This is a genomic window from Companilactobacillus sp. y65-5 (assembly GCF_057541095.1).
In genome coordinates, this window is record NZ_BAAJOA010000001.1 from 608,894 (window position 1) to 628,848 (window position 19,955).

Below are 19,955 nucleotides of genomic sequence, written 5' to 3' on the forward strand. Positions count from 1 at the left end.
AAGCCGTCTCCATGAACTTCTTATAGGTACTTTTTCGTGCCTACTGCACTTTAAAGTACGTAATTGTTTATTCGATCTAACTAACTATAATGATATTCATGTTCAAAAAACACATATAGGGAGTTAACGATATGAACAACAAAAAAGTTTCACCAACATGGATTTTGATGTCACTCGCCATCAGCGCTTTCGCAATTGGTTCGACTGAATTCATCAGTGTCGGCATCATGCCCATCTTAACTAAAACATTTAATATTTCACTCGCAACTGGAGGATTGACAGTCTCGATCTATGCCGCCGGTATCATGGTCGGTGCACCTGTCTTGACTTTGATAACTAACCGTTGGAGCCGCAAAAAATTACTGATCGGAATCATGATCAGTTTTGTTATCGGCAATTTGATTGCCGCATTAGCACCGAGCTTTTGGATTTTATTATTGGGAAGAATCGTCACGGCACTTTCGCACGGAATCTTCATGGCGATCGCTTCTCTGATCGCCGCAGATGTGGTCGCACCTAACAAGCGTGCTTCAGCCATCGCCGTCATGTTCACAGGTTTGACTGTCGCAACAGTCACGGGAGTTCCGCTAGGAACTTTCATCGGTCAAAACATCAACTGGCGTGCGTCATTTTTATTCCTAGTAATTTTAGGTTTGATTGGATTGATCACTAATATTATTTTAGTACCTAATAACTTACCACTACCTCGACCAACTAATATTAAAGGATTGTGGAAGATCATTAAGCAACCTGAATTATTGCTCATCTTGATCATCACTGCTCTAGGATATGGAGCAACTTTCCCCGTCTATACTTATTTGACAACGATATTGAACAAACAGATGGGTTGGTCCGAATCAGCAATAGTTATTATCTTGATTTTTTACGGAATCGCAGTCGCTATCGGTAATACCATGGGCGGTCGTTTAGCAAACAGCAATCCTTTGAATGCACTACTAAAAATGTTAGTCGGATTGGGCGTCGCTCTGATTTTAGTGAGATTGACGGTCAACATGCATCTATTAGGTTTGATTGCTATTTTGATCATGGGATTATTCGCCTTCATGAATGTTCCCGGATTGCAATTGTACATCGTTCAATTAGCAGAGAAATTCACACCTAATGAGATTTCACTTGCTTCTGCCTTGAATATTTCAGCTTTCAACGTCGGCATTACATTCGGTTCAACTATCGGTGGTCAGGCCGTGGCCGTAAATCAATTGGTCAACACGCCATGGTTGGGTGTCAGCATGCTAATAGTCGGTATAATCTTGATTTTGGTATTGCAAAAAATGGTCACCGCTAAAAATGGTGTTGCAAAAGATGTCAAGTTAGAAAATTGCTAAAATTTGTATAATTAGTGATTGATGATAAGATATTGTTACTAGTTTATGAGGGTGGTAATTATTAATGAAACAGTCTATTTATAATATCGGCGTCGAAGCAACCATGAATATCATCGGCGGAAAATGGAAACCAATAATTCTCTGTCATTTGAAGCACCAAACTATGAGAACTGGTCAATTACGCCGTGCGATTCCCAACATCACACAAAAGATGTTGACACAACAACTACGTGAATTAGAAGATGATGGTATCGTAAATCGCAAAGTATTCAATCAAATCCCACCTAAAGTAGAATACTCACTGACCGATTACGGCGAGAGCCTCAACGTCATTCTTGAAGCGCTGTGCCAATGGGGTGAAGATAATATTACTCGTCGAAAACAAAATGGCGAAAATATTATTTTACTAAACAGCGATTATATGGAAACTCAAGATTTACCTGATGTAGAATAGTAACTAAAAAGAACAGTCCACGACAAACTGTTCTTTTTGGTTAAACATTAGTTCACTAATAGTGATATAATTTTAAGTGAATTTACATTATTTCAAAGCAAGGAGACTCATTGTGGAAAAATACTATATCGTTGATAGTTCCATACTGCCAGAATCATTCGACAAGGTCATTAAAGCACGTGAACTGCTAGAAACTGGAAAAGCCAGCAATGTGAGTGAAGCTGTAAAAATGGTAGGAATCAGTCGTGGCACTTACTATAAATACAAAGACTTGGTTTTCTTACCCGATGAAGATATGAATGACCGCAAAGCCTTGATCTCAATGATGTTGAATCATCAGCAAGGAATCCTATCAAGAGTCTTAGGTGTTGTATCAGAGACCAACGCCAGTATTTTGACGATCAACCAAAACATCCCTATCCACAACATTGCTAGTGTAGTTATTTCAATAGATATCAGTCACCTGACAGGCACCCTAGATGACCTGCTTGATAAATTGAAGCAATTTGATTTTATCAGTAATGTTCAACTAATATCAGTTGAATAGCCTCATTCAGTACAGCTATTTAGGCCACGCAATGTACATCGCCATTATGACGCCAAAGGTCCCAATACAATAAAAGAATTTTGATACGTATTTGCTTTTGATATGGCTAGCTGACAATAAGAATGACAAACCAATGACAAAAGTCAAAGGAATAGCTAAGAAATTCATGTATCGTCCTCCGTTTAATTAGAATAATTGTTAACTTCAATATACCGAAAAAATGTGACGAATTAGTGAATATCATATGGAGATTTAATATACAAAAAGGAGAATCCGCTGGATTCTCCTTTTTATTTTTTTCAATGTATAGCTTGTTTCATCTCATCTCGTACTTGAGAAATGAAGTACAACGACCCCGTGATGAATAACACGTCGTTTGAAGACATATCTGACTTGATATTTTCCAATCCTTTGTGCCAATCATCAATCAAAGTTATTTCGTTAATATTTTTCAAACTCAAGTAATCTTCTAAGTTCAAAGAACTTGGGAAGTCAAATGTAGTGATCGTGATCTTGATATTTGGAACATCCACTAACATATTCAACATCTCATCGATATTCTTCGTCGTGATGGCAGAGAAGAGCACGTGAATATTCTTATTCGCATATTCACTGACCATATTGTCAGTCAAGCGACGCATTGCATGTGGATTATGTGCTCCGTCCATGATGATCAATGGTTCTTCACTAACTGTTTCCATCCGTGCTGGCCACCGAACTTTTTTCAAACCCTTTCGAACCCTGTTTTCATCCACACGAATACTCTCATGTTGACAATACAACGAGAACAATTCTAATGCTACTCCAGCATTTTCGGTCTGATGTCTGCCCTTTAGTGGCACACGCAAGTCTTTGAGGTAGAATTGATGATTTCTAAAATTGAATCGTTCGTGACGATTTTTATCGAAACCTAAATAATCAACCAAGAAATCTTTGTTTTCACCATAGAAAGGTGCTTTCATTTGAACCGCTTGGTCACGGATGACCGCCAAGGCATTTTCAGGGATTTCTCCTGTTACGATTGGAATACGTTCTTTGATGATGCCAGATTTTTGTAGGGCAATGGCTTCCAAAGTGTCACCTAGAATATCAACATGGTCAAGCCCTACCGTCGTGATGGCAGCGAGCATGGGATGAACAACATTAGTGCTGTCCATCTTGCCACCGATTCCGGTTTCGATTATGGCAATATCCACTCGATCCTTGAAATAATAAAATGCCATTCCGGTTAAGATCTCAAATTCAGTAATTCCTTGTAAATGATCATCAGCATCTAATCGTTCGATCAACGGCATGAACACATTTACCAATTCTACAAAATCCTCTTCTGGAATTGGATGACCATTGATCGAGATACGTTCGTAAAAAGTCTCGATATAAGGTGAAGTAAATGTTCCCACTGTCAAATCTAATTCTTCCAGCAAGCAACATAGATACATCACAGTCGATCCCTTACCGTTCGTCCCTGCAATGTGAATGCTCTTAACATCATTTTCTGGATTATCTAACATCCCTAATAGCGCATTGATCCTATCCAATCCCGGTCTAGAACCAAACTTTCTTCTCGTGTGAATCCAAGCTACCGCTTCCTCACCAGTTCTAATCATAATAAGCACCCCTTGCTATGAAACTATTATTATGCAGCAAATCTCTTCGATAATGATTTAAATGGAATTACGTTACCGAAGAAAACAATCATTATTGTTTGAATTGGCAACATGATCGATGATTTAACGATCCGAATCATCCACAGTCTTCCATCTGTGAAAGGAATCTTATACATGATCGACAACCATAGTGGTGTTAAGAATAAGCTGATAATCAATGTGTTCAACAACACGCATAAGAAGGCATTTTTGAAATTGATTGGTTTCTTGTAGAAGAAATATCCGTATAAAACACCTGTGATAAAGGCGTTCAAAGTGAATCCAATAAAGAATGCCCCTTTACCAAGGACGGTACTACCGATCAAGTCAGCGATAACTGAGCCCACGCCAGTCCAAATTGGACCAAACAAACTTGCCATAACCACTTGTGGTATGAAATCAAAAGTTATCTTGAGCAATTGTGTTTCAAAACCAAAAACTTGTGATAATACTATCATCAATGCAATCAATAGTCCCATTGTTGCGATAAATTGTGCGTTACTTCTCTTTCCCATTCCTAGCATCTCCCTTTAGAGCTGCCACATAAATCCTTATGCAGCGAATGCGTTAGTAGAACCGCAAATGGATTGTCATTTTTCGTCCGAAAAGCACATTCCGTCTCTTCGACACTTAACGCTCTACTAACTACTCTGTCCTATTTGATATTTTTTTTAGACGATATCTAATTCCTCGAAGGTTCCGAGAATCTTGATATCTTGCGATACACTTACAAAAGCCTTTGGATCTACTTCTTTCATGATCTCAGCTAAGATTTCCATCTCATAGACGGTAATCACTGTGATCAAAACCGATTGAGTATTAAAGTCATATGCTCCGTATGCTTGTGGAATTGCAGTGATACCACGTTTTAATTCCTTCTGCAAAGCAGGGATCACGACATCTGGGCGCCGTGTAATAATCATCACTTGAACCTTTTGATGTTTTACATAAACCAAGTCAGTGACTTTCCCACTTACAAAGATCGAAACTAAACTATAAAAAGCATAGGGCCAACCGAACAAATACCCAGCCGTCAAAACGATAACACCATTAAATGCCATTGAAATTGCTCCAACACTTAATCCAGTCGTCTGTCGTAAAGTGATGATAAGAGCATCCATACCACCTGTGGAAATCCCATGTTTAAGTGCTAATCCCATCGAATATCCGTTGATCAATCCACCAAATATTGCACAAATGATTGGATCATCGATCAAAGTCATATTAGGCATTATTTGAATTGCAAATGAAGCAAATGTGACTGCAATGATAGTAAATACTACAAACTTACGATTGATCTTGAACCACGCCAGAATGAACATTGGTACGTTTAATAAGTAATAAATAACCGAAATCGGAATATTTATGTTATCAGCTCTTTCTGCAAGAGTTGATAATATCTGCGCTATACCAGTTAGTCCACCAGAATAAATATGTCCTGGTTGCCAGAAGAAATTCAAAGCCATGGAATATAAGACAGCGTATATCATAGCAATCGTCAGTTTGGTAACAACATCTTGCCAAAACTTCTCTCGCTTATTATTCGACATGTTTTAAATTTGCATCCCTTCTAAATAACTTTTGATACCACAAAGAACAAGCAAAAAGGTTCGCAGCGGTCTAAGTCATTCAACACTTTTTACTTGCTCATATGCTAATTATTTAAATTGAATATCTAAGTCCACTGTTTTTTCAACAGCGTCCAATAAATTACCATTTTCAAGTACTTCTGTTGCTTTGTTTAGTTCGTCGTAAATTTCAATATCCTTATCGTTTTCAATGAAGTTTACTGATTTACGGAATTCTTCATAGGCAGGTTGTGTACCTTTTCCAAGTCCATGTTGACGTGACTTGATGTCTAGTGCTTGGCAAGCTGCCATGATTTCTGTAGCAACGATTCTTCTGGAATTACCAATGATTTCTGCGGCTGTACGTGCAGCAGTCGTACCCATACTTACGAAGTCTTCTTGGTTTTCACATGAAGGAATTGAATCAACACTGGCTGGATGTGCCAAGATCTTGTTTTCTGATGCCAATGAAGCACATGCATATTGTGTGATCATGAATCCTGAGTTGAGTCCCGGATGTTTAACTAAGAATGAAGGCATCTTGCTTAGTTGTGTATTAACCAGACGTTCGACACGACGTTCTGAGACGTTTCCGATTTCTGAAGCAGCAATTCCTAAGAAGTCGAATGGTTGTGCCATTGGTTCACCGTGGAAGTTACCACCTGAAATAACTTTACCTTCACGAGTAACGATTGGATTGTCAGTTACTGAGTTGATTTCGATTTCAACTTTTTCTTTGACATAAGCGATCGAATCTTTACTTGCTCCGTGAATCTGAGGAATACATCTCAATGTGTATGCATCTTGAACACGGTCTTGTGTTGCTTCAGTTGTGTAGTCTGAGCCATCGATCAATCTGCGGATATTACGTGCAGTTGCCAACTGTCCACTTTGTGGGCGAATCGTATGGAGATCTTCTTCAAATGGACTTGAGATTCCTGAGTGAACTTCAAGTGACAAGGCTCCAGCGATATCTGATAGTTTGAGCAATTCGATTGAATCATATGTTGCTAAAGCGCCAACGGCTGTCAAAACTGTTGTTCCGTTGATCAAAGCTAGTCCTTCTTTAGCACTCAATTGAATTGGTTCTAATCCAGCTTTTTCCATTGCTTCTTTACCAGGTAGTAATTCACCTTGATAATATGCTTTACCTAATCCTAGAAGTGGGAGAACCATGTGAGCTAATGGAGCCAAGTCTCCAGATGCACCGAGTGAGCCCTTTTCAGGAATGAATGGATGTACGCCCGCGTTCAACATATCCATCAATGATTTAACGGTGCTCAAGCGAATTCCTGAGAATCCTTTGACAAGTGAATTAACACGGATCAACATGACTGCACGCACGACATCTTCTGGGAATGGATCGCCATATCCTGATGAGTGAGTTCTGATTAAGTTCTCTTGTAGTTGCGCTGTATCGTCTCTTGAGATACTTACGTTACAGAGTGAACCGAATCCGGTATTAACACCATAAACGATTCGTTTGTCTTCAACGATCTTGTCGATGATCTTACGAGAATCATTAACTGCTTGTTCTGAATCTGGAGCAATACTTACCTTGACGTTTTCACGTGCAACTGAAACAACGTCTTCAAGTGTTAAGCTGTTACCATCTAATATGATTGTCTTTTCTTTGATCATTAGTAAAACCCCCATGTGTTTTTGATTCAAAAAGATTTTTTAAGCGGGATCGACATCATCAGAATCAGAACCTGAGTCTGAGCCTAATTTCTTCCCTTTGATAAATAAGAAGTACATGGTACTTGTGATGATCACACCTACCAATCCAGCGATAAGGTTGATTGGGTTAGCTGCTGCGACCATCCAAATACTTACGATAATAGAAATAACTGGGATAACTGGACCGAATGGTAATTTGAACACTGGCTCGTTGTCCATATCTTTGTTCCTTAACCAAATTACGGCAAGTGCAGTTGGAATGTACTGGAAGAAACGGAAAACAACACTTAATTCTGCTAATTGTTCAAATGAACCACTTAGTAGGAAGCCAATTGTAACTACTCCTGAGAAAATAATAGCTACGAATGGAGCACCTTTTTTGTTTTGTTTTGAGATGATCTTTGGTAATAATCCTTCGTCGGAGATCGAAGCTCCGTAACGAGGGATCATCAAGGAATCACCCATGTTCAGTCCAGCGATAGAGATCAAAGCTCCGATGGAGATGATCCACTTACCAGCTGGTCCTATCATTTGTACAAATGCATCTTGAACGGGAGCATTACTTTGTAAAATACCCGCACCTAACATAGCAATCGTTCCGGCGATGATCATGAAGTAGAATAGCGAAACAATACTGATCGAACCAATAATAGCCTTAGGAACGTTCTTCTTAGGATTACGCATCTCACCAGCAACAACTGGCAAGGCTTCGAATCCGATAAATGCATAGAAAACTGTTAGGGATGTTGATGCAGCTGCTTTGGAAACTGTCATACCTGGACTCAATTGTAGGAATGGTGTGAAGTGTCCTACTTTGATACCGTGCTTGATAAAGAATACTGTAACTAGAGTAAATGCAATAATTGGAATGATCTTTGCGATAGTGATAGTAATTGTAAAGACCTTTGAAGTTTTAATACCAGTACTATTGATAATTGATAAGAACGTTACCAATAAAATACTTATAATCGTGTTCTTCCCTGCTAATGAAGGGAAAGTTTGAATTAATAATTTTGCGAAACCGGCTGCCATAGCAGCCCAAGCTACGATCGTAACGAACCAACCCAAGATACCAACATTGAAACCAATGAAATCTCCAAACGCTGTTTTTGCATATTGGAAGGCTCCACCGTTCTTATTGAAGTACCCTGATACTTCAGCGAAACATACTGCTAACATCAATACTAGGAACACGTCTAACAACATAGCTACCAGTGATGCTGGACCTAAATCCTTATAGATGTCCTTAGGTAAAAGGAAGATTCCTGACCCGATAACAGCATTAATACCATAAAGCGTGGCGCCATTGAGACTGAATTTGGCGTCTTCACTCACTTTTTCTAATTCCCCTAGGTCCTTGATATCTGAATCTTCAGGAATTTGGCTTTCACTTTTCATATTCGATTCTCCTCTCGGTGTTACACCTGTTCTTGAAGCGCAATTTCAATCATGATTCCTTCTCACTTGTCCAAACTAAAATGGCCATAGGATTTATTGAAGAACCTGCCGCACTTGTCACAAACATTGTCGAGGTTGAATTTGTTTTAAAATATAAAGATTCATTTTTACTAACGAATTTACTTTGTATTGATTCGTCGTCTTTAAAAATCACTGAGCATCCGTGTAAGAAATAACAAATGTATTCCGTATCCGCTTGTAGCTTCAAAGATTTATTATCGATTAGAAAATTGACATGTCCCTCTAAATCAGAACGATATATCAAATTGAAATCAACACATTTGCCATGACTAGTAATCTTGTCATCACCTGCAAAATAATATTTTTGAAAAGGTTCCAAAGTGATCGTCTTTGCATTATTTTCCAATACTAATTGATTTTGCAGTGGTAAAATAATTCTCTTGTAACCTGGCAAGGGGGTAAATTCTGTCGTATCTAATTCAACAGTCGCACTTGAAATCCGATAGTCAAAATTGCCTGGTCGATATTTACCATTAGTTGGAGACAGATAAAACTGTGTTGTCTGACCTCCACTCCAATTGGAAATTTGATAATCATTCTCTGCTATCTTAATTAATTCCATTTCTAGAATAATCCAGAAATATTTCCATTCTCATCAACATCGATTCGTTCTGCTGCTGGTGATTTTGGTAATCCTGGCATTGTCATGATTGCTCCAGTTTGAGCAACGATGAATCCAGCACCTGCAGAAACTTTTAAGTTACTGATTTTAACTGTAAAGTCTGTTGGTGCACCTAACTTCTTAGCGTCATCAGAGAATGAATATTGTGTCTTTGCCATACAAATTGGATATTCATTGAATCCTAGTCTTTCTAGTTCTGATAATTGTTTACGTGCACCACGTGTGAATTCTACGCCGTTTCCTCCGTAAACCTTTTGTACGATCTTGTCTAGTTTTTCTTCGATCGAGTCTTCTAAGTCATATACGAAGCTAAAGTTGTTTGGTTTGTCAGCAGCTTCAACAACGGCACTTGCTAAGTCAACTGCACCTGCTCCACCTTTGCCCCATACATCTGCAAGAGCTACTTTAACGCCTAATTCCTCACAAGCCTTTTCAACAATTGCCAATTCAGCATCTGTATCATTAGGAAATTTGTTGATAGCAACTACAACTGGCATACCGTATACGTTTTGAATGTTATCAATGTGTTTCTTCATATTTGGTAGTCCGGCTTCAACTGCTGCCACATTTTCTTCATTGAGGTCTGTCTTCTTAACGCCACCGTGCATCTTCAAGGCACGAACTGTTGCTACTAAGACTACAGCATCTGGTTGCATGTCTGCCAAGCGGCACTTGATGTCGATGAACTTCTCTGCACCAAGGTCAGCACCGAATCCTGCTTCTGTAACTGCGTAGTCAGCGTATTTAAGAGCTAATTTAGTAGCCAAGATACTGTTACATCCGTGAGCGATATTTGCGAATGGTCCACCATGGATGAAGGCAGGTGTGTGGTCCAATGTTTGAACGATATTAGGATTGATTGCATCTTTGAGTAATGCCGTCAATGCTCCTTCAGCCTTGAGATCACCTGCAGTAACAGGATCACCATCCATGTTGTAGGCAACGATCATCTTGCGTAATTTTGATTTGAGTTCTGTAATGTTGTTTGATAGACACAACACAGCCATAACTTCTGAAGCAACTGTGATATCATAGCCGTCTTCACGAGGAACACCGTTGACACGACCTTGCAAGCCGTCAACGATATGACGTAGTTGACGATCATTCATATCCACTACACGCTTCCAAGTGATCTTACGAGTATCAATGTTCAAAGCATTGCCTTGATGGATGTGATTATCTAGTAAAGCTGCCAATAAGTTATTAGCGGCTCCAATAGCATGAAAATCACCTGTGAAGTGTAAATTGATATCTTCCATTGGAACTACTTGTGAATGTCCACCACCAGCAGCACCACCCTTGATTCCAAAGACAGGTCCTAATGATGGTTCACGAACTGCGATCGCAGCTTTTTTACCAATATTTGATAATGCATCAACCAAACCAACTGACACCGTGGTCTTACCTTCACCAGCTGGAGTTGGTGTAATAGCTGTAACTAAGATGAGTTTTCCACGTTGACTGGCATCATCTAGACCAGTCATATTGTTAATATCGATTTTGGCTTTGTACTTGCCATACATTGATAGATCATCTTCAGAAATACCGACTGACTTAGCGATATTTTGGATCGGTTCCATTTCAACTTGACTTGCAATTTCAATATCAGATAAATTTGCCATAATATTTAACTCCGCCCTTCTCATTGGTATTAACAGTTACACCACTTTTAAAATTTCTTGATAAATTGTATCTGCCAAAGGACATCCCTCATCTAGTAAGACCGTTCCCTTTTGTTTGTATTCAGTAACGAATTCTTCATCTTTGATACCAGATAAGTTGATCAATACATTGAGCCATGCTCCTTGAAGTGCTGACTTCAAGTTCAAAGCTGCTACCCCTAGATCACTTGCGGCATTAGTATTTGATTTACCGATGATAGATTCAGTTACTCTCAATGCTTCAACACATTGTTCCATAATGCTGAAAGGAGCTTTGGTAGCGCCTTTCAATGCTTGTTGCATTGCACTTCTACGTGCAGCCTTTTCTTCATCAGTTGACTTTGGCATTGAGAATACCGCTGAAACTTCATTGAATGCTTCGGTATCTTTGTCAATTGCATCGAGCAACTCAGCTTGCAGTTTTGTAGCTTTTTCACGAGTTTCTTTTGCAACATCTTCGAATTCTAGATACTTCTTCTTACCGATCGTTAGTTCCGTAACCATCTTAGTAAGTGAGATCCCCATCGAACCTGCTAGTGCGGAAGCGGAGCCTCCACCAGGAGCTGGTTCATCAGAACCTAGAACGGTCATGAATTCGCGTACTTGCATATCAGTTAATTTCATTGATCATTCTCCTTAGATTAAGTGATTTTCTAGAACTTGCTTGTCGTAATCGAAGTCTTCAACTTGTAAGTAGTATTCAGCAACGTCTACTAATGCTTTAGCAGGTGTTAATCCGATCACTTCACTACCGATGATGTTTACTCCATAACGTTTAGCTTCAAACTTGATTGTTTCAAATGTACGATATAGTGGTGTTCCTTCGTAATTAACCATGTTCATCGAAACTTGAGCGATATTACGGTCTTCAAGCATCAGTCCGATTCCCTTGCAATACTTGAAACCGCCACTTGAACCACGGATGATCTTAGCAATCTTTTTGGCGATCGTAACATCATCTGTATCTAAGTTTACGTTGAATGCAACTAATGGCATACGTGCACCAATTGCTGTTACACCAGCTGTTGGGTGAATCTTTCTTTCGCCATAGTCAGGTGCCCATTCGTCTTGAAGAAGTTTTTCTGGCATTCCTTCGAATTGGCCTTTTCTTACTTTAGCAAGGTTTCTACGTGCTGGTGTAGATGCTGAATCTTCATATAGGAAGATTGGAATTTGTAATTCGTCATTTACACGTTTTGCAACTTTTTTGGAAATTTCAACACATTCTTCTGCGGTGATGTTCTTGATAGGTACAAATGGTACGACGTCAGTAGCTCCCATACGTGGGTGTCCACCTTCGTGCTTAGTCATATCGATATGTTCACTTGCATATTTAACGAGTTGGAAAGCAACTTCTTGGATCCCATCCTCGTCTCCAACTAATGTAAATACACTACGATTGTGATTTGTATCTGAAGAGTGATCTAATAGTGTGACACCTTGGATTCCCTTAGCTGTCTCAACTAATCCATCAATTGTTTCTTGATTTCTGCCTTCACTAAAATTTGGAATACATTCAATTAATTTATCCATGATCAAACATCCTTTCAAATTTGTGTACTTGATTGTTTTAACAAAAGACAACAAACTCAGATTTCCATGGGTCACATAAAAACTCATCACCTCGATTTTTATCAATCATCCAAAATTGGACGGCCCCCGAGTTTAGTCTAAAACCTGTTTATACTTGTTATCGCTTTCATTAACCGCTATTAACTTATCACGGTAGTAAAAGTGGGTCAATAGCACTCATATCAAGGTATCCGGCGATTCTAATGTTTGAATTTTATAAATAATCTTCAAGAAATTATGATATATGTTTAAACATATGTTCAAAGATTAAAAATTTGACACTTTTTTGACAGTGATTTTTGAGATTAATATGCTCTGAAAGATATATCTATCAATACTTTAATTTGATTTAACGATATTAACTATTAAATTTATTAATAGAAAGCAATAGTGCTGATAAGTATAAAAATATCCCAAATTGGTGTAAATGGTTTGTCAAGTAATCTAATCTTCATGACTAGGTCATTTGACGTTTAATAGATACAAACATTAAAAAATATTCACTAAAATTAAATTTTTCTAATCTCACGAAAAAGCAGAAAAGGCGCCAAAAATGACAATAATTATCATTCTTGGCGCCTTTATTAATATAATTTTTTTAATTTACTAATTAGTCTCGATCGAGTTATTTCCGTCAAAAATACCGTCTAAATACTGTAACTCGAATTGGTCACGATACTGACTCAAATTTTCTCTTGCCTTTGCTAAATAAAATGATTCATCTTGACCGAGTAACTCTGACAACGAAGAATCAGTTATCAACTGCTGATTGAGCATATTCTTAACGATAGCTTGAATGAAATAGACGATCCCCATGTCCCTTGGGTTGGACAAGTAAGTGTAGTATTCGTTGAAGCTCAATAAGAACCGCATGACAGATTCGTAATCGCCATCATGTAATTCGTTAAGTGCCAAATAAGCATTTAATTGCGTCCGTTTCCATGGCGAGGATAGATTGTCGTAGAGTTGCTGAGCCTTCTGAAGATAAATCTTCGAACCACTATAATCTTCGTTAGCAAACATCGAGATACCCATATCTACATAAAAAATAACCAAACTAGTCTTCAAACCAGTCTCTTCACAGAGCTCGATAGCCTTCTTCTCATTTTTAATAGCCGCATCGTAATTCTCACGCAACCGTTCGATCTCCGCCAGATAATCATAAGCCGCCGCGATATTACTGGAATACTTCTCCCTAACTTCATCAGAGATAGTAAAAATCGTGATCGACTCGATCAATAAGTGTTCGGCCTCAGTTAAATTACCGATCATCAAATTGTACAATCCCTTGAGTCGTAACAAAATACCAATCGACTGGTGGTCGTTTGACTTGATCGAAATACTCATTGCCAAGTCAATATAGTGTGCCATGTCAGTCGCATTGTCAGTCTGAATGTAATAATAAATCATCTGACGATAACCACGAATCAGGAAGTCATCGTGATGAAGTTCCTTAGCTTTAACGATGACTCGCTGAATATTTTCGATACCTTGATTGTAATTACCACTATTGATAAAGTAGCGACCTTCAAAGTACAAATACTTCATTAGTAACAATTCATAAGTTTGATTACCTTCATATTGGTATTCAATCGCTTTGAGTCGTTCTCCGATTTGCTTGAACTTAGTCAATTCATTGTGCCATTCGATGTCACCTAATTCGATAGACTCCTTGTTGTACTCCGAATATATCGGGAACAATTCATGTTGGAATTTTAGTGAAATCTGTAAGTGTGATAATTCATAATCTAACGACTTTAATTCCTGATTAGCATACTTATAGTGATAAGCAATTTGCGACAGTAATGCCGATTCATCATCAGCAGAGCGCAATTTTTGTTCCAATAAAACAGCGATTTTTTCGTGGATCACTCGTAATTTTGACGGTGCTTGTTGTGAATAAATAAATTCTCTAAACTTCTTATGAAGGAAACTCAGATGAATCTCGCCTTCAACCATGTACTCACTGATCAGCTGGTGCTGTTTGATGCGAGCGATATCCTTGGCGATGCTATCTTCAGTACGGTTCAACAAAGTCGAGACGATCTTTAGCGGTGCCCCCTCAGGAAAATATGAAACCACCTCTAAAATCTCTTCTTCGCTCGGTTCCAAATCTTGTAAGATAAACTTTAATTCTTTTTGAATCTTTGGCGTCATGAAGTCGGGGCGCAGGCCTAGTCTGATCTGTCTAACATATTCCATCAGGAAGAAGGGATTACCTTCTGATTCATCGTATAGCTCATCTAAAGCCGCAAAGTCTAAACCATTAGACGGAATTTGTTTTTCCATAAATGAAGATATCGAGTCTTGACTGAACGGCTGTAAATCAATAATATTCAATCTACCATAATGATTGACGGTGTTGATGAAATCATCAATATGAGTCTGATAATTAGATCTCAGCGTCAACAAGAATAAGGTTTCTTGATCATGCAACATCAGACTAGTTAATAATTTCAAACTCCATTCGTCCATCCACTGTAAATTATCAATATTGATGATCAATTTATTATCACGTTCAATTATTTTCAATGACTCTAAGATGATTTGTGACAAATAGTTGATCTGATCGTCCGTCATTTGATCGTCAAAATTTTGCAGGCTGTCATTGGAATAACATGGAAAGAATTTTTGACAAGTTTTTTCAAATAAATTGGAAGTGACGATTTCATTGTCCTTGAGAATTATTTCGATTTTTTGTAACAACTCACGCCACGGTCTGAGTGTAAATAATCTTTCGGAATGAAAACAAGTAAAATTCAACAATATATGCTTGCTGTGAACATTATTGATCACCAAATTAGCGAGTGCTGTCTTGCCGATTCCAGCATCACCTTGTATGATAACTGACTTGAAATTATCATCATGGAAAAAGGCGTCAAAATTTGCTTCTAAAACTTCGATCTCATTAGTACGACCAAAGAAGTGAAAATTCTCTAGATTCTCCTCGCGGTTTTTCTTGCGATTTACGATTTCCAAAGTCTTCTCGTAAATCTTACGTGTTTCCTCACTCGGTTTGATGCCAAGTTCTTCTTTTAGCGTATTGACTAATTCATAGTATGATTCAATGACCTTGCCGTTGCGATGACTATCTTGATAGAAGCGCATCAGTAATTGATAGTTTCTTTCATCGTATTCATCGATCGCAATCAGTCGTTGAATATTTCGTTCTACATCTTCCAATTGATTGTTAGCGATATCCTTCGAAACCTTATGGTAACAATTATGTACGAATTTTTGTTCATAAATATTCCGCATCCGCGTCGTCCACTGATCGAAATTTTCTGAGTCTTTCAAGAAGAATCCTTTCAAAAACTCACCTTGATACTTACTTAGTTGTTCAGTCGGTGCCGATAAAAATTCCTCAACATCACTCTGAACGGATAATTCTTCATTCAACTGCAAAACAGATTTGTTTGGAGAAACGATATAGTCGTCACCCAAAACTTTGTTTGCCTGATAAATCGTATTACGGAGATTCTTTCTGGCACTCTGTTCGGATTTATTCGGCCACAGCAATCCGGCAATTTCATCCCTGCTGATCGACTGATTTACGGCTAAATAATACAAAAGAGCATTGATTTTGGAGAAGGAGAAAAAAATCTGTTGATCGGCTAAATAAATCTTGGGATTACCAAACAATTGAAATTTTAGTATTTTCTTCATGCTATGCTCACCTCACAAATACTATACGTCAAAAAAAGGTCAAAAGACAACAATTTGTGAAACCGATAACAGTCTCAAACTTTAAAAGACAAAAAATGCAAATAAAAAGACCGGAACATAAACGTTTCGGTCTCTAGTCAAGTGGAACTATACTCTCTGTCTATCTTGAACGACTAAATTACCATTCTTATAAACTTCACTTACTAGATTAGTTGCAAAGAAATAAAATGGATAGTCGATGTTTGGTGAATCAAAAATTGTAATATCAGCATTCTTGCCTTCGTCAAAACTTCCGATCGATTCGTTACGACAAACTGAATACGCTGCATTGATCGTTACAGCATTGAGAACTTGAATCGGTGTTAATTTCATCATGAATGTACCTAGCTGCATGATGAATTGTAGATTGGAAGTTGGACAACTGCCGGGATTACTATCTGTGGTCAAAGTGATCGCCATACCACTATCGATCATCTTCTTAGCTGGAGCATAAGTATCTTGCATCAAACTGAAAGTCGTTCCCGGTAAGAGATTACCAATAACGTGAGCCTTGCTTAACTTATCGATACCTTCATCCGTGATGACCATCAAGTGTTCAGCACTGACAGCACCTAGTTCAGCTGCAACGTCTACACCGCCGATCGAATCGATCTCATCAGCATGGATTCTCAACTTGAAGCATTGATCTTTAGCAGCTTGTAATAGACGTTTTGATTGTTCAGCCGTGAAGACACCTGTTTCGCAGAAGATGTCACAAAATTCGGAGAGATGTTCTGCTTTGACCTTTGGCAACATATCTTCAACGATCATATCAATAAATTCATCAGATCTACCCTTATATTCTGGAGGAATGGCATGTGCCGCCATGAAGGTCGAAACCAAGTCCATATCGTGATCTTCATCGATCTTCTTGATGACTTCTAACTGTCTCTTTTCAGTTTCCCAATTCAACCCGTAACCACTCTTAGCCTCAACAGTCGTAACACCGTGAATTATCATGTCATCAACTAACTTAGATGTCTTGTCATACAATGTATCAAAATCAGCATCTCTAGTAGAATTAACAGTACTCAAGATACCACCGCCAGCAGCGAGGATATCTAGATATGGCACACCGTTTAATTTTTTAGAAAATTCATTTTCACGACTACCACCATATACCAAGTGTGTGTGACAATCGATCAAACCCGGTGTAGCCATCTTGCCAGTGCAATCTACGATTTCAGTCGAATCATCGACTAATTCAGCGTCAGGATCACCAGCAGCAATAGCTAATATTTTACCGTCTTTTATGGCAATATATCCGTTCTCAACTATCGTAGCGTCGTTCATTTCTTCGCCTCTCAATGGATGACCGATATCTGAGGGACAAAAAATCTGACTAAAATTACTTAAGATCTTATCTGCTTTCATTATGCACACTCCATCAATTATGACTTTTCCTCCATTCTAAATATTCACTGTCAAATTTGTGTCAAAAAAAGGATTGCCGTTTTGGTAGCCACTGATCAAATAATAAATTCTCAGTATAGACTCTCAATTGACACATGCTTAATATACTGAACTTGCAGTATTAAATAAGTCTAAGTCAATACAAATAAGAGTATGTAACTAGGAGGCTATTAAGATGATCGATTACAAAGAAATGGAAGAAGCAATGACAATCAAGTTGGACGACGAATTACCAGAAAAAACTGTTTTCCAAGAAGGAATTAGACGTGCACCTGATCGTGGATTCCGTTTGACAAAAGAACAAACAGAACTAGCATTGAAAAACGCACTTCGCTATGTTCATCCTAAATTTCACGATGTAGTTATTCCTGAGTTCTTAGAAGAATTAAGAACTCGTGGACGTATCTATGGTTATCGTTGGTATCCAAAAGAAAGAATCTATGGCAAGCCTATCGATGAGTACGAAGGAAAATGTACTGCTGGTAAAGCAATTCAAGTCCAAATTGACAACAACTTGAATTTCGACGTAGCACTCTATCCTTACGAACTAGTTACATATGGAGAAACTGGCTCAGTATGTCACAACTGGATGCAATATCGTTTACTCAAAAAATACTTGCAAGCTATGACTGACGAACAAACATTAGTAGTTGAATCAGGACATCCATTGGGATTATTCAAGTCTAAGAAGACTGCACCACGTGTAATCATCACTAACGGCTTGATGGTCGGAGAATATGACAACATCGACGACTGGGAAGTTGCCGAAGAAATGGGCGTTACTAACTACGGCCAAATGACCGCTGGTGGTTGGATGTATATCGGACCTCAAGGTATCGTTCACGGAACTTTTAATACCCTCTTGAATGCTGGTAGATTAAAATTAGGCATTCCTGACGATGGCGATTTAACAGGTAAATTATTCATCTCATCTGGATTAGGTGGCATGAGTGGTGCTCAAGGTAAAGCAGCTGAAATCGCAAAATCAGTAGCCATCATCGCTGAAGTCGATAGATCAAGAATCGATACACGTATGAGTCAAGGCTGGGTAAGTAAGCTCGCTGAAACACCTGAACAAGCTGTAACGATGGCCAAAGATTACATGGAACGTGGCGAAAGTACATCTATCGCCTTCCATGGTAATATCGTTGACTTGCTAGAATATATCAACGGAACAGACTTACATGTCGACTTGTTGTCAGATCAAACATCTTGTCACAACGTCTATGAAGGTGGCTACTGCCCTGTTGGCTTGACCTTTGACGAAAGAACAGCCATGCTCGCTGACGACAAAGAAAAATTCCGTGGCTTAGTTGACAAGACATTGGAACGTCACTTCAATGCTATCAAGTCATTAGTCGCTGACGGGACATACTTCTTCGACTATGGTAATTCATTCATGAAGTCGATCTATGATTCAGGCATCACAGAGATCTCAAAGAACGGACACGATGACAAGGACGGATTCATCTGGCCTTCATACGTTGAAGACATCATGGGACCAATGTTATTCGATTATGGATATGGACCATTCCGCTGGGTATGTCTAAGTGGCAAACATGAAGACTTGATTCAAACTGACCACGCAGCTATGGACGTGATCGACCCTAATCGTCGTTACCAAGATCGTGACAATTATAATTGGATCAGAGACGCCGAAAAGAATGCCTTAGTTGTTGGTACTCAAGCACGTATCCTCTATCAAGATTGTTACGGACGTGTAAATATCGCGCTCAAATTCAACGAATTAGTGCGTGAAGGTAAGATCGGTCCAGTTATGCTAGGACGTGATCACCACGACGTATCAGGAACAGACTCACCATTTAGAGAAACATCAAATATCAAAGACGGAAGTAACGTCTGCGCTGATATGGCAACACAATGCTACGCTGGTAACGCTGCCCGTGGTATGACATTAGTTGCACTCCACAACGGTGGTGGCGTTGGTATTGGTAAAGCCATCAATGGTGGATTTGGATTAGTATTAGATGGTTCTGCAGAAGTCGATGAAATCATCAAGTCATCAATTGCTTGGGACACAATGGGTGGAGTAGCTCGTCGTAGCTGGGCTCGTAACCCACACGCTATCGAAACATCAATTGAATACAACAAGATGAATGCTGGAACTGATCACATCACAATTCCATATCTCGCTGACCAAGATGCTGTTGACGTAGCTGTAAATTCATTGTTTGAGAAATAAAATTAAAAAATATATAGTCATACAAAAATAAATAAGGATCTCTCCTATGTGAGAGGTCC

The 19,955-nt window shown here is 38.7% G+C and carries 15 protein-coding genes and 1 riboswitch; of the genes, 4 read left to right on the top strand and 11 right to left on the bottom strand.

Annotated elements, in window-relative coordinates:
• The first annotated feature begins 131 nt into the window (after nucleotides 1-131).
• The 3 genes from AC27FM_RS03150 to AC27FM_RS03160 all read left to right on the top strand — a co-directional run bounded on the left by AC27FM_RS03150 (nucleotide 132) and on the right by AC27FM_RS03160 (nucleotide 2,347).
• Nucleotides 132-1,346 (top strand): MFS transporter, encoded by a 1,215-nt coding sequence (locus AC27FM_RS03150; protein ID WP_487085876.1) that lies wholly within the window; start codon nucleotides 132-134, stop codon nucleotides 1,344-1,346.
• A 64-nt stretch (nucleotides 1,347-1,410) separates the two neighbouring features.
• On the top strand, nucleotides 1,411-1,800 hold the full coding sequence (locus AC27FM_RS03155; RefSeq protein ID WP_487085877.1) for a winged helix-turn-helix transcriptional regulator: 390 nt from the start codon (nucleotides 1,411-1,413) through the stop codon (nucleotides 1,798-1,800).
• Between the two features lie 112 nt (nucleotides 1,801-1,912).
• A complete protein-coding gene (locus AC27FM_RS03160; protein ID WP_487085878.1) occupies nucleotides 1,913-2,347 on the top strand; it encodes an ACT domain-containing protein in 435 nt (144 codons plus the stop codon).
• 299 nt (nucleotides 2,348-2,646) lie between these two features.
• Here AC27FM_RS03160 and AC27FM_RS03165 read toward each other — a convergent pair whose 3' ends face one another.
• From AC27FM_RS03165 to hutI, 11 genes are all read right to left on the bottom strand, one after another.
• The gene (locus AC27FM_RS03165; RefSeq protein WP_487085879.1) at nucleotides 2,647-3,954 is read right to left on the bottom strand and encodes a bifunctional folylpolyglutamate synthase/dihydrofolate synthase; all 1,308 of its coding nucleotides are present in this window, start codon (nucleotides 3,952-3,954) and stop codon (nucleotides 2,647-2,649) included.
• Between the two features lie 29 nt (nucleotides 3,955-3,983).
• Complete coding sequence (locus AC27FM_RS03170) at nucleotides 3,984-4,508, bottom strand: folate family ECF transporter S component (protein WP_487085880.1); 525 nt, start codon at nucleotides 4,506-4,508, stop codon at nucleotides 3,984-3,986.
• Nucleotides 4,509-4,547: 39 nt separating this feature from the next.
• Nucleotides 4,548-4,648, bottom strand: a riboswitch (THF riboswitch).
• A gap of 16 nt (nucleotides 4,649-4,664) precedes the next feature.
• Nucleotides 4,665-5,543 (bottom strand): YitT family protein, encoded by an 879-nt coding sequence (locus tag AC27FM_RS03175; RefSeq protein ID WP_487085881.1) that lies wholly within the window; start codon nucleotides 5,541-5,543, stop codon nucleotides 4,665-4,667.
• A 108-nt stretch (nucleotides 5,544-5,651) separates the two neighbouring features.
• On the bottom strand, nucleotides 5,652-7,202 hold the full coding sequence (gene hutH, locus AC27FM_RS03180) for a histidine ammonia-lyase (RefSeq protein WP_487085882.1): 1,551 nt from the start codon (nucleotides 7,200-7,202) through the stop codon (nucleotides 5,652-5,654).
• 39 nt (nucleotides 7,203-7,241) lie between these two features.
• A complete protein-coding gene (locus tag AC27FM_RS03185; RefSeq protein WP_487085883.1) occupies nucleotides 7,242-8,639 on the bottom strand; it encodes an APC family permease in 1,398 nt (465 codons plus the stop codon).
• 49 nt (nucleotides 8,640-8,688) lie between these two features.
• Nucleotides 8,689-9,282: a HutD family protein gene (locus tag AC27FM_RS03190; RefSeq protein WP_487085884.1), complete on the bottom strand. Its 594-nt coding sequence runs from the start codon at nucleotides 9,280-9,282 to the stop codon at nucleotides 8,689-8,691.
• A gap of 2 nt (nucleotides 9,283-9,284) precedes the next feature.
• Nucleotides 9,285-10,964 carry a formate--tetrahydrofolate ligase gene (locus tag AC27FM_RS03195; protein WP_487085885.1) on the bottom strand — a complete coding sequence of 560 codons (1,680 nt, stop codon included), beginning with the start codon at nucleotides 10,962-10,964 and terminating at the stop codon, nucleotides 9,285-9,287.
• A gap of 36 nt (nucleotides 10,965-11,000) precedes the next feature.
• Nucleotides 11,001-11,627, bottom strand: a complete 627-nt coding sequence (locus AC27FM_RS03200) for a cyclodeaminase/cyclohydrolase family protein (protein ID WP_487085886.1) — start codon at nucleotides 11,625-11,627, stop codon at nucleotides 11,001-11,003.
• 12 nt (nucleotides 11,628-11,639) lie between these two features.
• Complete coding sequence (gene ftcD, locus AC27FM_RS03205; protein ID WP_487085887.1) at nucleotides 11,640-12,536, bottom strand: glutamate formimidoyltransferase; 897 nt, start codon at nucleotides 12,534-12,536, stop codon at nucleotides 11,640-11,642.
• A gap of 645 nt (nucleotides 12,537-13,181) precedes the next feature.
• Nucleotides 13,182-16,241, bottom strand: coding sequence for an ATP-binding protein (locus tag AC27FM_RS03210; protein WP_487085888.1), 3,060 nt, complete (start codon nucleotides 16,239-16,241; stop codon nucleotides 13,182-13,184).
• Nucleotides 16,242-16,388: 147 nt separating this feature from the next.
• Complete coding sequence (gene hutI / locus AC27FM_RS03215) at nucleotides 16,389-17,654, bottom strand: imidazolonepropionase (RefSeq protein ID WP_487085889.1); 1,266 nt, start codon at nucleotides 17,652-17,654, stop codon at nucleotides 16,389-16,391.
• A gap of 214 nt (nucleotides 17,655-17,868) precedes the next feature.
• Between hutI and hutU the strand changes: the two genes are divergently transcribed.
• Nucleotides 17,869-19,896, top strand: coding sequence for a urocanate hydratase (gene hutU, locus AC27FM_RS03220; protein WP_487085890.1), 2,028 nt, complete (start codon nucleotides 17,869-17,871; stop codon nucleotides 19,894-19,896).
• The last annotated feature ends 59 nt before the right edge of the window (nucleotides 19,897-19,955 follow it).

What these genes read in the sequence shown, in the direction of transcription:
- AC27FM_RS03150 (WP_487085876.1), top strand. Translation starts at nt 132, where the DNA reads ATGAACAACAAAAAAGTTTCACCAACATGGATTTTGATGTCACTCGCC.
- AC27FM_RS03155 (WP_487085877.1), top strand. Translation starts at nt 1,411, where the DNA reads ATGAAACAGTCTATTTATAATATCGGCGTCGAAGCAACCATGAATATC.
- AC27FM_RS03165 (WP_487085879.1), bottom strand. Translation starts at nt 3,954, where the DNA reads ATGATTAGAACTGGTGAGGAAGCGGTAGCTTGGATTCACACGAGAAGA.
- AC27FM_RS03170 (WP_487085880.1), bottom strand. Translation starts at nt 4,508, where the DNA reads ATGGGAAAGAGAAGTAACGCACAATTTATCGCAACAATGGGACTATTG.
- AC27FM_RS03175 (WP_487085881.1), bottom strand. Translation starts at nt 5,543, where the DNA reads ATGTCGAATAATAAGCGAGAGAAGTTTTGGCAAGATGTTGTTACCAAA.
- hutH (WP_487085882.1), bottom strand. Translation starts at nt 7,202, where the DNA reads ATGATCAAAGAAAAGACAATCATATTAGATGGTAACAGCTTAACACTT.
- AC27FM_RS03185 (WP_487085883.1), bottom strand. Translation starts at nt 8,639, where the DNA reads ATGAAAAGTGAAAGCCAAATTCCTGAAGATTCAGATATCAAGGACCTA.
- AC27FM_RS03190 (WP_487085884.1), bottom strand. Translation starts at nt 9,282, where the DNA reads ATGGAATTAATTAAGATAGCAGAGAATGATTATCAAATTTCCAATTGG.
- AC27FM_RS03195 (WP_487085885.1), bottom strand. Translation starts at nt 10,964, where the DNA reads ATGGCAAATTTATCTGATATTGAAATTGCAAGTCAAGTTGAAATGGAA.
- AC27FM_RS03200 (WP_487085886.1), bottom strand. Translation starts at nt 11,627, where the DNA reads ATGAAATTAACTGATATGCAAGTACGCGAATTCATGACCGTTCTAGGT.
- ftcD (WP_487085887.1), bottom strand. Translation starts at nt 12,536, where the DNA reads ATGGATAAATTAATTGAATGTATTCCAAATTTTAGTGAAGGCAGAAAT.
- AC27FM_RS03210 (WP_487085888.1), bottom strand. Translation starts at nt 16,241, where the DNA reads ATGAAGAAAATACTAAAATTTCAATTGTTTGGTAATCCCAAGATTTAT.
- hutI (WP_487085889.1), bottom strand. Translation starts at nt 17,654, where the DNA reads ATGAAAGCAGATAAGATCTTAAGTAATTTTAGTCAGATTTTTTGTCCC.
- hutU (WP_487085890.1), top strand. Translation starts at nt 17,869, where the DNA reads ATGATCGATTACAAAGAAATGGAAGAAGCAATGACAATCAAGTTGGAC.